This window comes from Nitrosococcus watsonii C-113 (genome assembly GCF_000143085.1).
Taxonomy (GTDB): Bacteria; Pseudomonadota; Gammaproteobacteria; order Nitrosococcales; family Nitrosococcaceae; genus Nitrosococcus; species Nitrosococcus watsonii.
Genome location: NC_014315.1, coordinates 1439991 through 1455500, shown reverse-complemented (window position 1 = coordinate 1455500; position 15510 = coordinate 1439991). Strand labels below are relative to the sequence as shown.

The window sequence follows — 15510 nt, the reverse complement described above, 5'->3', positions numbered from 1 at the left end:
TGAAGGCCGATTTTTGAGTACCGGCACGCCCGCTCCTAAAACGGGCGCCGCGAATCCGAAATGACTAAGTCAACAGCGCGCAGGCTCGCTGTTACAGCCGCCGTGCTAAGCGTCCTCGGCGTGGGTAGCTATTACCTCTGGCAGCAGGAACAACATCCCCCGGCTCAATTGACGCTCTACGGCAATATCGATATCCGGGAAGTCAACCTGAGTTTTAACGTCCCTGGCCGAATTGAACGCATGCTGGTGGAAGAAGGAGACAAAACCGTCCCCGGACAGCGCCTTGCCGTCCTGGAGCAGGATCGCTTCATCGACCGGGTGGCGGCGGCTAAGGCCCAACTGGAAAAGCAGCAGGCAGTAGTCAAGGAACTGGAAACAGGAAGCCGGCCTGAAGAAATCAAAAAGGCTCGGGCGGAAAAAGAGGCTGCCGAGATAGCCTTTAGCAATGCCCGGAAAATCTATAAGCGCCGCTTAACCCTGGTCCACACCGAGGCAGTTTCCGAGGAGACCGCCGATGATGCCCGGGAAGTACGGGACCGGGCCGCCGCTAACCTGGAAGCCGCCCATCAAGTATGGCAACTTGCAGTTAAAGGGCCGCGTCAAGAAGACATTCAAGCCGCCCAGGCGGAAGCACGGGCCCTTGCGGCAGCGCTGGCCCTGGCCCAGGAAGATCTGAAAGACACTGAAATTCAGGCTCCGGCAACGGGGACTATCCGGGTACGGATTCAGGAGCCAGGGGCCATCGTGACTCTGGGCGAGCCCGTCTATTCCCTTGCCCTCAAAAATCCGGTATGGGTACGGGCTTATGTTTCAGAACCTAACTTGGGGCGGATTTACCCCGGTATGCCAGTGGAAATCTTCACGGACAGCTACCCTGAACACCCCTTTCAGGGCCAAATCGGTTTTATTTCACCTACTGCCGAATTTACGCCAAAAACCGTTCAAACACCCGCAGTGCGAACCAGTCTCGTCTATCGTTTTCGGGTTATTATTGCTAATCCCGACGAGAGATTGCGTCAAGGAATGCCAGTTACCCTCATCATCCATTTAAAAAAGCATCCAAAGAGCCATTCCTAAATGGCTTGCGCCCACGCCGTGGTCACAATCAAGGAGGTAAGCAAGACCTTCGCCACGGCCACGGGGTCCTTGACCGCTATCGCTGAGTTAAGCGCCACTTTTCCCAGCGCTGGGATCACCAGCCTGGTGGGACCCGACGGGGCGGGCAAAACCACCCTGATGCGATTAATTGCCGGACTGCTGCTACCTTCCAAAGGGATCATTCAGGTGCTGGGCCAGAATACCGCTAACCAAACGGTCAAAATTCACCAGCAGATTGGCTATATGCCCCAAAGCTTTGGACTCTATGAAGAACTCACAGTGCGGGAGAACCTTAACCTCTATGCTGATCTCCAGGGCCTGGGGGGCTCGGAACGGCAGCAACGGTTTAAGGAACTGCTCCGCTTTACCGGGCTAACACCTTTCCAAACCCGGCCCGCTGGCAAACTTTCAGGAGGAATGAAACAAAAGCTAGGGCTCGCCAGCACCTTAATCCGCCCACCTCGCCTCCTGTTACTCGATGAACCAAGCGTGGGCGTAGACCCCCTCTCCCGCCGCGAACTCTGGAATATTGTCCGGACCCTGATCAGTGAGGGCATGGCTGTTCTATGGAGCACTGCTTATTTGGATGAAGCGGAACGCAGCGATAGGATGATTGTGCTTGACCAAGGCCGGAAGATCTATGATGGAACGCCCCAGGACTTCATCGCGCCCCTGGAGGGCCGGAGCTTTCGCCTGTCTGCCCCCCAGGGGAAGCTACGCGCTCTTCAGCGCCAGGCGCTGGCACAAGAGGGTATCATGGATGCGGCACTGAGTGGTCAAACCTTGCGCCTAGTAACCGCCAGGGGTGCGGGAAAACCCCGCCTTGAGGATCTTATCGAGGCAACGGAAATCAAGGCCATCCCGCCGTGCCTGGAGGATGCTTATATAGCCGCACTCCAACCCCAAAGAAACACTGGACCCATGGTCGGCAAAATCCAGATGGCCACCAATCATAGCCCACAAAAAACAGAACAAGCCCCTATTCAGGTCAAGGATCTTACCCGCCGCTTCGGTGCTTTTATAGCCGTTAATAAGGTCAGTTTCTCGGTGCGGCGCGGCGAAATATTCGGTCTTCTTGGACCTAACGGGGCGGGTAAATCCACCATTTTTAAAATGCTCGCGGGTCTTTTGCCTCCCACCGAAGGCGAAGCTTTGGTAGCCGGTGTGGACTTGCGCCGGGCCGCCGCCAAGGCGCGAGGCCGTATCGGCTACATGGCCCAGCATTTCTCCCTTTATGCCGCCTTGTCGGTCCAGCAAAATCTGCGCTTTTTTGCCGGGGTTTACGGACTCAGGGGCCGCCGGCGCCAGGAACAGATAAAAACCTTCTCCAAAGCCCTTGACCTCGCCCCCTTGGCGGATCAGATCAGCGGTTCCCTGCCCTTGGGCTATAAGCAGCGGCTTTCCCTGGCCTGCGCTATCATGCATGAACCGGAGATCCTGTTTTTGGATGAACCCACTTCCGGGGTGGACCCCCTTACCCGGCGGGAGTTCTGGCTTCGGATCAATGAAATGGCCGAGCAGGGAGTCACAGTCCTGGTGACCACCCACTTCATGGAGGAAGCCGAATACTGCAACCGGCTCGCGATTATTTACCAAGGGCAATTAATCGCCCTGGGCTCCCCTGATGCGCTCAAGGGGGAGCAGGCAACCCCGGAGTGCCCTGAACCCAGTATCGAGGAAGCTTTTATCCACTTAATTGAAGCCCGGCAGCCAGGCTAGCCCCATGCCTCAATCCCCCATCACGCCTTCTCATCCACCTCCCTATCTCCGGTTACAGCGGTTGCGGGGGCTGGTCATCAAGGAAACCCGGCAAATCCTGCGCGACCCGAGCAGCACCGGCATTGCCTTTGTCCTGCCCGCGATTTTATTGCTGCTTTTCGGTTATGGAGTCTCCCTAGATGCCAAGCATGTCCAAATTGCGCTGGTAGTAGAGCAGCCCACCGACACCACCGCCCGCTTTACCGCTTTCTTCATAAGCTCGGAATACTTCAGGCCGCTTTTCCTGCCTCAGCGCCAAGCTGCCGAGAAGGCCCTGCTGGCAGGAGAAGTGCGAGGCATGGTGGTGCTCCGAGAAAACTTTGCCAAGCAAATCCACCAGCAGGCGGGAGCGCCGATCCAGGTCATCGTGGATGGCGCCGATGCCAATACCGGGCGCCAGATCCTCGGCTATGTGCGCCGGGTCTGGCAGGACTGGCTCGTCTTGGAAGCCCGCCATCAAGGACTCACTTTCCAACAACCCGTCCACCAGGAGTTCCGGATCTGGTTTAATCCAGAAGTCCGCAGCCAAAATTTTCTGGTTCCGGGGTTGATGGCCATCATTATGACTCTCACCGGGGCTTTGCTTACGTCCTTGTTGGTGGCCCGGGAATATGACCGGGGTACTATCGAATCCCTTATGGTGACCCCTGTGACCCCTAACGAGTTGCTCCTGGGTAAATTGATTCCCACCTTCATCCTTGGGATGGGCGGCATGGTCCTGTCCTTTACCCTGGGGGTAGGATTATTCGAGGTTCCCTTCCGCGGCTCCCTGTGGGTCCTTTTTCTCACCGCGGCTCTGTTTATGTTGGCAACTTTGGGGATGGGATTGCTTATTTCGACCCTAGCCAAGGACCAGTTCGTGGCGGGTCAAATTGCCATCATGGTGACTTTTCTCCCGGCTTTCCTGCTCTCGGGCTTTATTTTCAACTTGGCCAGCGCGCCCACCTGGATTCAAGCGGTTTCCTATCTCATCGCCGCCCGTTATTTCATTGAGATTTTGAAAACACTGTTTCTCGTGGGGAACATCTGGAACGTCATCATTCCCAATGGAATTGCACTCTTTTTAATGGCGGGCGTCTTGCTCATCCTGAGCCGGGTACTCACCCGCAAACGGCTGGATTAATGGGACTATGTGGGGCCGCATTAGCGCATTAATTATCAAAGAATTTTTGGCAACCTTGAAGGACAAAAGAAGCCGGGGGGTAATCATAGCTTTACCTTTTTTCCAGCTGCTGATCTTCCCCCATGCCACCACCTTGGATGTGACCTCTATCCGGCTTGCCGTCTTGAATAAAGACAGCGGTACTTTGGGGCGGGATCTGGTGGCGCGCTTTACCGCTGGACAAGGTTTTAGGCTAGTGGCAACGCTCACCCATGATGCTGGAATTACCCCGCTGGTGAAGACCGGGAAGGTGGATCTAGTCCTTCACATCGGCGAGAATTTTTCCCAGAATTTAAAACAAGGACTCTCTGCTCCGGTGCAATTGATTGTGGATGGCCGCAATTCCAATACGGCTTTGATTCTCCTGAATTACACCGGTCAAATAGTGGCTGACTTTAATCGGGAAATGGCCAACCAGCCTTTGCCGGCCCATCTGGTGGAACGGGCCTGGTTTAATCCCAACCTCTTGAGCTTTTGGTCCATGCTCCCCGGTTTTCTCGCCATTATTACCCTGGTCGCGACCCTTTCCATTACCGGTTTTGCGGTGGCCCGGGAAAAAGAGGTTGGGACCTTCCAGCAGCTCTTGGTCACCCCCCTGCGCCCCATGGAGATCGTGATCGGCAAAACCATACCGGCGCTGATTATTGGCCTGGGGGAAAGTATCGTCATTCTTTTAATAGCGGTCTATGGCTACGAAGTGCCTTTGATTGGAAATTTGCTGCTGCTCTACCTGGGCCTCTTTTTCTTTCTGCTTTCTAGTATCGGGACCGGATTGATGATCTCCTCCCTCGCCAGAACACAGCAGCAAGCCCTCTTGGGGGCTTTCTTTTTTATCGTCCCTACCGTGATTCTCTCAGGCTTTGCTTCTCCTATTGCCAATATGCCCGAATGGATTCAGATCCTGACCTATCTCAATCCCATGCGTTATTTTCTTGAAATTTCCCATGGCATTTTTCTCAAGGACGCATCGTTCGGATTCGTCTTAGCACGAGTTTGGCCCATGGCTCTCATCGCCTCAACCGCTTTATTGCTTGCTGCCTGGCTATTCCGCCGCCGGCTTTATTGAGAAAGAGGGGGGGGGTACTATATCAAAAGGCACCGAGTTAAGTGATAAAAGGCCATGCGAGGTGAAGAATAGTGGTAAAACCAAGAAAGAGAAGGAGCTAGCCCGAAGATCTCAAGCAAGTTGCTGCGGCACACTTGTAGCGTAGCGGAACAGGGATTTCTAACCATCGCTGCGCTGAAATAGGTGAGCGGCCAGTAAGCTCATAATCCCTCATATAGAGATTCGTAACCGGAGCGTTACATCAAGGTTAACACATAATCTTGCAAAAGGGTCTGAAGTTGGGCAATCTGCCGCAAGGCGCTATGGAGGTACTCATCGTTGCCGATCCTTCGGTAGGCTTATTTAAAGGATTTCTCGATGATGCATTTTGGTTTACTTTGCCCCGCTTTGACGGGGCATCTCAATACACTGCTGCCTCTGGGGCAAGCACTGCAAAAGAGCGGCCATCGGGTAACGCTTGTGGGTTTACTTGATGCCGAACCCACAACGCTCGCCGCAGGTTTGGAATTTCGGCCTATTGCCGAAGCGAAAAGACCTGCGGGGGCCATGGCTGAGCTCACTGCACAAGCGAGTACCTTAAGTGGGCGGGCGGCGCTTCGCTATGCGGTCAAGGTCTTTCAACAAGACGCTGCCTTGCTCCTGCGGGAAGCCCCGGCAGTGATTAAAGCCGCGGGGATAGACGCGCTGCTGATCGATCAAACCTCGCGAGGAGGAGGCACGGTCGCCGAGTTTTTAAACCTTCCCTTCATCACCCTCTGTAGCGCCTTGGTGCTCAATCGAGAGCCAACCATTCCGCCTTTTAATACCTCCTGGCGTTATCATCCGGCCTGGTGGGCCCAGCTACGCAATCGCCTCGGCTATGGACTGCTCAGCCGCGTGACCCAACCCATTACCGCAGTCGTGGCTGAATATCGCCGCACTTGGAATTTACCCCCTCATTCCCATTCCAATGATGCCTACTCTCAGCTGGCGCAAATAAGCCAACAACCGGCTGAATTGGAATTCCCCCGGCAGCAACTGCCCCCCTGGTTCCATTTCACGGGACCCTATCACGGCGCAGGAAGCCGGGAACCGATACCTTTCCCGTGGGAGAAGCTGACGGGACAACCGCTGATTTACGCCTCCATGGGCACAGTACTCGGCCGCTTTAAGGGCGTTTTTCAACAAATTGCCACCGCCTGCGAGGGACTTGATGCCCAATTGGTGATTTCCCTCGGTGGTCCGATTCCTCCTGAAACTTTGCCAACCCTACCGGGTGCTCCACTGGTGGTCAGCTATGCGCCCCAATTAGAACTGCTCCGGCGGGCAGCACTGACAATCACCCATGCCGGTATGAACACCACGTTAGAGTCCTTAAGCAATGGGGTGCCACTGGTCGCTATTCCCATTGCCAACGATCAGCCTGGCGTGGCGGCACGGGTAGCGTGGACCGGCGCGGGGGTTGTAGTCCCCCTAAAACGCCTGCGTGTCCCCCGGCTGCGTCAGGCCATTGCTCAAGTTCTGACCCACAATTCTTACCGAAAGCACGCCCGTAGACTCCAAACGGCCATTCAGCGCGCAGGAGGCGTAGATCAGGCCGTGGAAATTATTATGCAGGCGGTCTCTACCGGAAAGCCTGTGCTCAAGGAAACAGGACCCCAGGCGCAGGCAAAGTTAAGCAGAGGTTAAGTAATGCCGTCATGAGATAAATTATAAATATTAAGCAGAAAACGGAAAAAAGCAGCTTGGGACAATAACTATATGCGGCAACTTCTTCCAAACCAATTTCATACGTTAGCCCTGCATGGGTTCCCGTACCGTCTACGTCGGCGTTTTCCAATTAAAATGAGAGAAACCACCCCATTCCTTAAGCAAGTAGAGTGGGAAAGCAAACGCGCACCCCGCCTTTATGAGTTTCTCCGTCTTCCGACGCAACAACTTTATTTGGCATTGCGGGTAGAGCCTGATAGGTCACCACGCCTCTTAAACGATTGGGCCTCGAGGTAAATGCGCTTGATTTCCGGATGCGCCTGGCGGAGTTTCATCTCTAAGCGATCAACCGCATTTTCCAGCTCTACTACCGATAGATTCGGGCGAAACTTAATATCCAGGCCAAACCAGTCGCTTCCGGGCTGTTTTTATGCCTCCTCCTGGATAATAGGCGTCCAACCATCGCCCCACACTTGGAAAGCCGCCCAATGGTAGGGCTGCGCGAAAGGCCGTTGGTTAAGTTTCCCTTCGTCTTTAAGGTTATCGAATGCCTTTCGAACTTCCTGCTCCTCCAGCTCCTCACAAATCTGCCTCCAGGTCGCGGTTCGCGTATCCGCCTGCGCTTTTTGCAAGGCCCTATCGGGCGGATGCGCTTGGCAGAGCAAGTGGTAATAAAACCGGCTCATTAAAAACGCGGTGGAGAGATCCGGCACACTCCACAGGGACGCCACCACCGTCGGCACCCCCGCTCCCAAAAGGCCGCCCGGTAGCCCAACGGCTTCCTCGGCCTGTTCCCTGACCTCGGTGATGCCGGTTTGGCAGGCGCTCAGCGTCACCAGCCGCGCCCCGGTAAAATCGACCTTGCCCTGATAGAGATGTAGCAGGGTCAAATGACCCGGTTCGCCTCCCTTAACCGTGGGCTCCTCCTCGGCCGGATGAAGCTCCAGCGCGGATAACAGGGGGCTGCCCCAGTGATATCGGCCGTGGCATGAGAAGTGAATGAAGCTAGCTCCGGCCAGCTTCTCTGCCAGGGCCGGGAGGGTAGCTTCTTTGCCTCGTAGCCGCTCGGTCCGCTCAGCGCCGGCATAATGGGCAATGCGGGCCACTTCATACCGCGTGTATAGGAGCTGAGGATCGTTGCGGGGGTTCTCTAAAGCCACCAGCCGCCCAGGTTGTTCAAACCCCCTCGCGTGTTGGCGATTTTCCGCCAAGAATACCGCACTCGGGGTGACTGAGACGGCCATCCGCTCACTCAAGGTAGTCATCGTTCCGTTTCCGGTTGAAAACGGCGCCGCCTCCAGGGGCAATAGATGAAGCCCGCCGTGGGTGACAAGGAGAAGGCGCTTTGCCTTGCCGAGGTGTTTCGCCACGGGGGCGAGCAACTCTTGACCCACACGCCTCAGTAGATTTTGCATCGCATAGCCATGGCGCCACACCTCCGGGTCCACTACTCCCGCGAACCAACCGTCGATGATTTCTCCCGAAGGCTCATGCGTTCTCAAGAGCCACTCCTTCCAGAGCCGCTCTTGGGTCACGCTCTCCATCCAAACCGCTTCAACGCCCTCTTGCCCCGCCGGTAGCACCAGGGCCAGGGTGCCCGCCTCAGTGACTGCAAATTCCACCAGGGCGGCGTCTTGGCCGGGAAGCACCGCGCGAATGTCATTGAGGTCCACGGACGCGCGCAGAAAATTCGGCTTTAACACGCGGATTTGTTGCGCTTCCTGCTCCAGACGCTGGCGGGCCTGGCGCGTTTTATCTGCTAGATCGGCCGGGCGCTCCTCCTCGGGCCGCCGCCATTCCGCCTCTAAATCGCGAACCCGCTGCGCGGCCTGCAAAAAAGCGGCCCTTCTCTGCTCTGGAAGGTCTTCCAGATCGGCCCGATCCCGGCCTGCCCGGTAACGCAGCTCCCGGGCCCGGCCTTCTTCTAGAATCGCCAGCGCCTCATCAGGTCTGCCCAGTTGCGCCTTGGCAAACGCGCAGCGGGCATATAACATTTCCGATGCGCCAATTTCCCGTTCCCGAACTTCCGGATCATATAAACTAATATCAAACAAGATCCGGGAAGCCGCAAGCCCTTCCTCACTCGCCTGCAGGGCCGCGGGCCACCGGCCTGTCTTAAGTAAAGCCGCGCTTTGAGCAAGTCGAACCCGGCGCGCCACTTCAGGATTCGTATCGGCTGTGTAAATGCGAGCGGCCTTGCCATAGGCTTCAAGGGCCCGCTCCAGGTTCTCCGCCCCCACGCCCCGAATGCGCTCGCAATAGGCGGCGCCCAGGTTATTCTGGATCCCGGCCCACTGCTCGGGGAAAGCTTCTCGGGTGTAGATTGTAAGGGCCGCCTCATAGGCCTGGATGGCTTGCTCAAGATTATCGGCCCGGGAGCCCATCGATGATGTTGCCCACGCATTGCCTAATTCGCTTTGTAAAAAGGTTGATGCTTGCCAGGGAAACAGGTTTAAGCAGCCCATTAAGCGCCCGGTCGGCTCTGGTGAGCGCGGGCAAGAGCGGCTGATGAGAGGAAGTGGCAGCCGCATAGGCTTGCCCGATATCGCGCTCCAACTGCTGCTCCAACTGCGCCAGTGCCTTTCGGTGCCGTTGGTAGTCCTGCCATTGGTTCATGCCTTTGGTGAGGTGATAAAGCGCGTGCGCGAAAATTTCCCAGGAGATAAACCGCTCCCCGTCCTGTAAGCACTCGGCCTTGAGCGCCAGTAAAAAGGGGCCTTCTATTTTCGGCGCCCACAGACTTCCCCAGGGTGCCTGGGCGGAAAGTGTGAGCGCAGAGGCTAACGTGTGCTCGGCCTGGGGCATTAACCGCTCGGCCTCGCCCCGCCCGATGAGGACGTGGGCTTTACCCTGAAGACGGTCTGGCGCGATGGACTCCAGCAAGGGCGCGATGGATGCCAGCGCCTTATCCCAAACAGCCTTAGCCGTCGTAAAATCGGGTGGGCGGTCTAAGGTGAGAATAACAATCTCGGCCCCATGGGCCTCAATCCAGACCAATTCATGTGGCCGGCGTGGTCATTGTATTTATGGGCTCTAAACCCCGAATCACGGGTTGTATCCAGCCCGAGGGCGGCGCTCGCCTGGGTTACGAAGGCCCTGGCGGACTGGTAGCCAGGGCTTTTTTCCTCACGCGCCTGGTCTTGATCCGCTAAAAAGAAAACATACTGGACAAGGGCGCCGGGATTGCTGGCTCGAGTGACGGCCGTCACTTTTTATGCTCATGCTTATTTTCTGTCTCATCCGATGCCCTCTAATAACCGCCGCGCCTTGATAGGGGCAGGGTCGGTAGGGCTAATAAACGAGGCCGGAGCGACTTATTGGCCCCATGTGCCGCCAGCCGTTACCCGCATACATAAGCCTCTGGGTGACCGTCCCCGGTTCCGGTTAATGATAGCCCCCAGAAGCGCAGCGTATCACTTTTTAATCCTTAATGGGCAACCCCAGGGCGTCCCCAAGATGGTCACGGTCACCAAGGACTGTGCGGGTCGCTATTGTGTTTCGTTGATGTGCAAAGAGACGATCAATCCTCTGCCGCGACAACCAAGCGGTACCTGTCTGCGTGCGGTCACGCACAGGCAGGTCGGGAACAGCCAAGCAAGCCTTAGCCGCAAACTCCGAAGCCTCATTGGGCATTGCGAGTAGAGTCCGATAGGTCACCACGCCCCTTAAATGATTGGGCCTCGAGGTAGATACGCTTGATTTCCGGATACGCTTGGCGGATCTTCATCTCCAGGCGATCAACCGCATTCTCCAGCTCTGCTACCGATAAGTTGGGACGAAACTTGATATCCAGATTCAGCAACACTTGGTCGGGTCCAAAATGCATCGTGAGCGGGCGGCGTAAATCCGCTACTGCCGGATCGGTGTTGGCGATCTCGTGAATGTGTCGCACAATTTGCGGGTCCGCGCTTTCTCCAACAAGCAGATGCTTACCCTCGTAAATCAGAAATAGTGCCACAGCCGCTAGGATGAGACCGATAACAATAGAAGCGGAACCATCGAAATAGTGATTATTGAGCGTGTGTCCTAAATAGACACCTAAAAAAGCGACCACCACGCCCGCTAATGCGGCTGAATCTTCGCAAAACACCGTGAATACAGACGGGTCCTTGCTGATTCTAAGCGCTTGCCAAAAGCTTCTGTCCCGGTTTTTACTGGCCAAAAGCTCTTTCAGAGCAATGATCCACGAGATGCCCTCTGCGACAAAGGCAATGCCTAAAACGATATAGCTCCAGGTAGGATCGGTTATTTCGGTGGGGTGCAGCAAGTGCGTAATGCCCTCGTAGATGGACATGCCGCTACCGATACCGAATAGGGCAATAGCAACGATCAGACTCCAGAAATAAAGCTCCTTGCCATAGCCGAACGGATGTTGCTCATCGGCCGGTTTATTGCTCCTTTTTACCCCGAGTAACAACAGCAATTCATTGCCGGTATCCACCATTGAGTGGATACCTTCAGAGAGCATGGCTGAACTTCCAGAAAAGTAGGCGGCTATAAATTTGGCGACAGCGATAAAAAAATTAGCTGCTATAGCGCCATAGATGACCAATAAACGTCCAGAAAGTTGAGAACGCAAAATCAATGCCTCTGCTTTGAATCAGTTTTTGATGGGTCCGTTATGGGCGTGGCCGCTGCGGCCTTGATCGCCTCGCTCTTGTCCGCCATGGGCTTAACCGCCGGTCGCAAAGCCGGGAAAGAGAGTCATGCCGCCGTCTACAAAAAGAGTCGTACCAGTAACGTAATCCGAGGCATCGGAAGCAAGCCATACCACTGCTCGGGCAATGTCCTCCGGCTCGCCGATTCGCTTGTAAGGCACCAGCTTCATCAGATCAGCATAGGCTTCAGGCGTGCTCCAGGCGGCAGTATTGATAGGCGTGCGAATCGCGCCCGGTCCGATGCCATTGACACGGATACGCAGCGGCGCGAGCTCCTGCGCCATGCTTTGCATCAATTGCATAATGCCGCCCTTGGAGGCCGCATAGTTGGCGTGACCAGCCCAGGGAATCTCTTGATGCACGGAACTCATACAGATGATCTTACCCATAGCGACAGATACGGACTCCACCAGACCACGGCGCTTAAACTCCCGTGTCGCCGCGCGATTACACAAAAACTGCCCGGTCAAGTTTACGCCGATGACTGTATTCCATTGTTCAAGCGTCATCTCGTCGAACGGCGCATCGCGCTGGAGTCCGGCATTGCTGACCGAAATGTGCAAAGTGCCAAAGTGATTGATCGCCTTGGCGAACATCTGCTCGACCTCATCTTCCTGGCTGACATCCGCCTTCAAGGCAATCGCACGCTGCCCGAAGCCTTCGATTTGGTGCGCGATCTCTTCGGCGGATTCAGGATTAACAACATAGTTAACGGCGACATCCGCGCCGGCCTGCGCAAGCCCCAAGGCAACTGCGCGGCCGATACCAGAATTAGCCCCCGTCACCAAGGCGGGCTGACCTTCGAGTACCTTAGGCCATGCGGTGCGGGGCAGGCGCGCGGTATCAGGCGAAGCTGCGGGTACGGAATTGCTCATAGGGAATCTCCAATCGGCTTGAGATTATCGGTGGCACATTGCCTGGGAGACAAATCCGCCACCGCCTTTGGATTGAGGTTGTCAAGCTCCACCAGTCTGTTCAGGTCAGGCGTTCTTGACTCTATGCTATCGCTCGATGCATGTCACTGTCGCGCAGAAACTCCCGTGTAATATCTGTCCATAGCACCTCCTTCGTAAAGAATGCAGAATACGCCGTATCATCACAACCTGGAACTAAACGCCCCCATACTCTTACTCAGTGTCATTATAGCCAAGCTCGAAAACCGGCGCTGAACACACTATCGATTTTATGTCCAATCCGGATATGCGAAGACAAGCCCTTGTTTATTCACCGGGGTCGATACCTAGGCGGTGCTTTTTCATAGCCTATAAGACTATACCCAAAACACTTGCCACATCAGCCCCATCGACAGATCCGAGAGCACCACTAATATCAAACCATTGAGCGCCAAGACGATCGGCCAGACATGGGATCGGGAGACGACCGCCTCGTCCGCCGTAACACCTGTCGCAAATATCGTCTGTTGGAGTGGCGGTGCATCTTGTGCGATACGATAGGCCATCATCACGCGTGGTACTGCGGCCGCAACGTTCCGAATCGCTACCAACGTCAGCACCGTGGCCAAAGCGCTGCCCAGCCATCGAAAATCAGGGACGACTCCATCCACTGCCGGAGCCAGAACTTAAGAGATGATCTGGAAGGGGTAGACCAACATTCATGCCACCAGGGACCATTAACAGGCGTCCTTTGGCGGTCATGGGACCACCTCCAGTGGGTATACGCCTCCACCTGTCTGCGTGCGGTCACGCACAGGCAGGCGCGCATCACTTCCGGTCCTCCCAACCGTAGCTAACCTTAAAATATTTCTGGCCGCGTTGATGTCCCGGTCATGGGCTGTTTGGCAGTCCGAGCAGGTCCACTCGCGGACCTTGAGCGGCATGGCTTTTTGCACTGCGCCACACACCGAGCACGTTTTACTGGTGGGCACGAAGCGGTCTACTTGCCTAAACTCGCGGCCATACCAGGCGGCCTTGTATTCCAATTGCCGCTTGAGTTCATGCATCCCCACATCACCCAATGCCTTTTTGGGAATGCCCTGGGGCCGGCGGGACCCGTTGAGTTTGAGTGCCCCGAGCTTGGGCAGAACGAGCTTACTCTCTATCCACGCTTTCATCTTGCCCGGTGGCGATGATCGAAGCAGTAGCGGATACTTTGGGTATGGGCTCTTTTTTGCACTTGGGATATTTCGCTCGCCCCACAAAAAAGTTCCGAAAGGCGGTGTCCTGGTCGCGGAGCTTTTGCATGAGGCCATCGCGGGTCGCCTCGCCCAGCCGCGCGCTCTCGCTAGGGGTCATCGTACATCCCTGTACTCCTTCAACATAACGCTGTGCTTCAGTGGCTTACTCCGGAAAATTGACGGCAATCTACAGAAATGATGCACCCAGCGTTCAATTTCCGCCCGCTGGCTGTTATTTTTCTGATGCCGAATCGTGACAAGCCACTCTAAGCCGGTAGCACACCGCTTGATGCGCAGTTTTATACTTAATTTACAATCTGTACTCCTCCCATAGCCCTTGTTAAACCCATTTCACAACTCTTAAAATTTGGGGTCTCGCCCAAACGCTACCTCATCGTTCGCTGTTGAGCGGACGATGAAGCTGGGCTCTGGTACCAGGCAGCGTGTTCTCTGGCAAGATAAAACCGCCCGCGTCCACAGAATGCAAATACATGCCTGGTCCCCGCAGGATACCCAAGGAATCAGGTTGGATCAGAGACTCAACATTGCCGTTGCAATCCAGAAGTAGACCAGCACGCCGACCGCATCCGATATCGTCGTGACCAATGGCGCGCTCGCCGTTGCCGGGTCAAGACGCAGGCGACTGAGCAAAAAGGGCAAGGACATACCCGCCAGACTGCCAATAATAACAACCAGTAACATGGTCAGCCCTACGACTAGCGCGATCTCGGAACCGCCGCGCAGCAATCCAACCGGGAAAACAACCAGCGCCATCGTCGCCCCCAGCGCGAGCGCAATCAGCAGTTCGCGCAGAATCAAGTTGCGCCAGTCCTTCAGCGCCACATCACCCGTGGCCAGCGCGCGCACCATCAGGGTTGCCGACTGGGATCCGGCATTGCCGCTGCTGTCAATTAGCAACGGCAGAAAGAACACCAGCGACACATAGGCTAGGATCGTCTCCTCGAAAAAGGCGATTCCCGCGCCCGAGAACAGGTTTCCAAATACCAGCAGCACAAGCCAGAAAATTCGCTTCCTATAAAGGACGCCCATGCTGGCCTCGCGCACGCTTTGCGAAAATGGGCGGACAGTGGCGATCTTTTGGAAATCCTCGGTTGTTTCCGCCTGCATCGCATCAGCGGCATCATCATGGGTGACAATACCGACCAGCCTGCCACCCTTATCGACCACCGGCAGCGCCAATAGGTCATAACGGGCGATCAGCTGGGCGACCTTCTCCTGATCGCTATCTAGCGCAACGGATACTGGAGCATGGTCCATGATCTCTTCAATTCGCGTATCGGCGGCAGCCAGAATGAGTTCATGCAGCCGGATCGAGCCGATCAGGCGGCGCTCACAATCAAGGATATAGGACCGGTAAATGGTTTCCTTCTCAGGAGCCTTGCGCCGCAGCAATTCAATTGCTTCATGCGCCGTCATATCAGCAGCAAGCGTGGCATAGTCCGAGGTCATAATCGCCCCGGCGGTACCTTCGGCATAAGCCGACAAGCGGCGAATATCCTCACGCTCCTCCCGCGCCAAGCCGCGCAACAGCCGCTGCTGTTCCTCCGGCGTTAAGTGATTAAACAGATCGGCGCGATCGTCTGCGCTCATCTGGGTGACAATTTCCACTAGATCGCGCCGGTCCAGCCGCCGCGCAAGCGCTAGCTGCATATTCGGTTGCAGATAGCTGAACGTCTCGGTTCGCCGCGGCAGAGCCAGCGCAAGCAGCTGCGCCTGCGCCATAGTGGGCGGAAGTTCCTCCAGCCAGGCAGCCAGATCGACTGCGGGTGCCGCGTTGACCTTAGGCAGTTCACTACCTGGGTTCTCTTCATTTTTTTTTATCAAGCTACCACCGCCGCGGCGCAAAGAGACGGAAGCCCCAGCATGGGCAAACCGAAGCCTTATAGGCAAGCTTATTACTATGGACCGCCACAATAAACATGAA

12 protein-coding genes and 1 pseudogene are annotated in these 15510 nt (G+C 55.8%); 5 read left to right on the top strand and 8 right to left on the bottom strand.

Annotated features, from left to right (window positions below):
• Positions 1–60 precede the first annotated feature (60 nt).
• The 5 genes from NWAT_RS06575 to NWAT_RS06555 all read left to right on the top strand — a co-directional run bounded on the left by NWAT_RS06575 (position 61) and on the right by NWAT_RS06555 (position 6752).
• Positions 61–1077 carry an efflux RND transporter periplasmic adaptor subunit gene (locus NWAT_RS06575; RefSeq protein ID WP_013220353.1) on the top strand — a complete coding sequence of 339 codons (1017 nt, stop codon included), beginning with the start codon at positions 61–63 and terminating at the stop codon, positions 1075–1077.
• Entirely contained in the window at positions 1078–2817 is a 1740-nt protein-coding gene (locus tag NWAT_RS06570) for an ATP-binding cassette domain-containing protein (protein WP_013220352.1), read from the top strand.
• Between the two features lie 4 nt (positions 2818–2821).
• Positions 2822–3979, top strand: a complete 1158-nt coding sequence (locus tag NWAT_RS06565; protein WP_013220351.1) for an ABC transporter permease — start codon at positions 2822–2824, stop codon at positions 3977–3979.
• Between the two features lie 7 nt (positions 3980–3986).
• Positions 3987–5084, top strand: a complete 1098-nt coding sequence (locus NWAT_RS06560) for an ABC transporter permease (protein ID WP_013220350.1) — start codon at positions 3987–3989, stop codon at positions 5082–5084.
• Positions 5085–5441: 357 nt separating this feature from the next.
• Positions 5442–6752, top strand: a complete 1311-nt coding sequence (locus NWAT_RS06555; RefSeq protein ID WP_049772941.1) for a glycosyltransferase — start codon at positions 5442–5444, stop codon at positions 6750–6752.
• A 449-nt stretch (positions 6753–7201) separates the two neighbouring features.
• Here NWAT_RS06555 and NWAT_RS17305 read toward each other — a convergent pair whose 3' ends face one another.
• The 8 genes and pseudogenes from NWAT_RS17305 to mgtE form a co-directional block, all read right to left on the bottom strand.
• Positions 7202–9157: a CHAT domain-containing protein gene (locus NWAT_RS17305; protein ID WP_013220347.1), complete on the bottom strand. Its 1956-nt coding sequence runs from the start codon at positions 9155–9157 to the stop codon at positions 7202–7204.
• Positions 9138–9770, bottom strand: coding sequence for a hypothetical protein (locus NWAT_RS16485; protein WP_232420226.1), 633 nt, complete (start codon positions 9768–9770; stop codon positions 9138–9140). Before NWAT_RS16485 ends, NWAT_RS17305 begins: the two co-directional genes overlap by 20 nt.
• A 423-nt stretch (positions 9771–10193) precedes the next feature.
• Positions 10194–10406: a hypothetical protein gene (locus NWAT_RS06535; RefSeq protein ID WP_013220346.1), complete on the bottom strand. Its 213-nt coding sequence runs from the start codon at positions 10404–10406 to the stop codon at positions 10194–10196.
• The gene (locus NWAT_RS06530) at positions 10396–11358 is read right to left on the bottom strand and encodes a cation diffusion facilitator family transporter (RefSeq protein ID WP_157679824.1); all 963 of its coding nucleotides are present in this window, start codon (positions 11356–11358) and stop codon (positions 10396–10398) included. The genes NWAT_RS06535 and NWAT_RS06530 overlap by 11 nt, the downstream gene beginning before the upstream one ends.
• Positions 11359–11445: 87 nt before the next feature.
• Positions 11446–12306, bottom strand: coding sequence for an SDR family oxidoreductase (locus tag NWAT_RS06525; RefSeq protein WP_013220344.1), 861 nt, complete (start codon positions 12304–12306; stop codon positions 11446–11448).
• A gap of 395 nt (positions 12307–12701) precedes the next feature.
• On the bottom strand, positions 12702–12995 hold the full coding sequence (locus tag NWAT_RS06520) for a hypothetical protein (RefSeq protein WP_049772939.1): 294 nt from the start codon (positions 12993–12995) through the stop codon (positions 12702–12704).
• Between the two features lie 87 nt (positions 12996–13082).
• Positions 13083–13659, bottom strand: a pseudogene (locus NWAT_RS17980) (zinc ribbon domain-containing protein); the annotation flags it as partial.
• A 437-nt stretch (positions 13660–14096) separates the two neighbouring features.
• On the bottom strand, positions 14097–15410 hold the full coding sequence (gene mgtE, locus NWAT_RS06510; RefSeq protein WP_232420225.1) for a magnesium transporter: 1314 nt from the start codon (positions 15408–15410) through the stop codon (positions 14097–14099).
• Between the last annotated feature and the right edge of the window lie 100 nt (positions 15411–15510).

What these genes read in the sequence shown, in the direction of transcription:
- NWAT_RS06575 (WP_013220353.1), top strand. Translation starts at nt 61, where the DNA reads ATGACTAAGTCAACAGCGCGCAGGCTCGCTGTTACAGCCGCCGTGCTA.
- NWAT_RS06570 (WP_013220352.1), top strand. Translation starts at nt 1,078, where the DNA reads ATGGCTTGCGCCCACGCCGTGGTCACAATCAAGGAGGTAAGCAAGACC.
- NWAT_RS06565 (WP_013220351.1), top strand. Translation starts at nt 2,822, where the DNA reads ATGCCTCAATCCCCCATCACGCCTTCTCATCCACCTCCCTATCTCCGG.
- NWAT_RS06560 (WP_013220350.1), top strand. Translation starts at nt 3,987, where the DNA reads ATGTGGGGCCGCATTAGCGCATTAATTATCAAAGAATTTTTGGCAACC.
- NWAT_RS06555 (WP_049772941.1), top strand. Translation starts at nt 5,442, where the DNA reads ATGATGCATTTTGGTTTACTTTGCCCCGCTTTGACGGGGCATCTCAAT.
- NWAT_RS17305 (WP_013220347.1), bottom strand. Translation starts at nt 9,157, where the DNA reads ATGGGCTCCCGGGCCGATAATCTTGAGCAAGCCATCCAGGCCTATGAG.
- NWAT_RS06535 (WP_013220346.1), bottom strand. Translation starts at nt 10,406, where the DNA reads ATGCCCAATGAGGCTTCGGAGTTTGCGGCTAAGGCTTGCTTGGCTGTT.
- NWAT_RS06525 (WP_013220344.1), bottom strand. Translation starts at nt 12,306, where the DNA reads ATGAGCAATTCCGTACCCGCAGCTTCGCCTGATACCGCGCGCCTGCCC.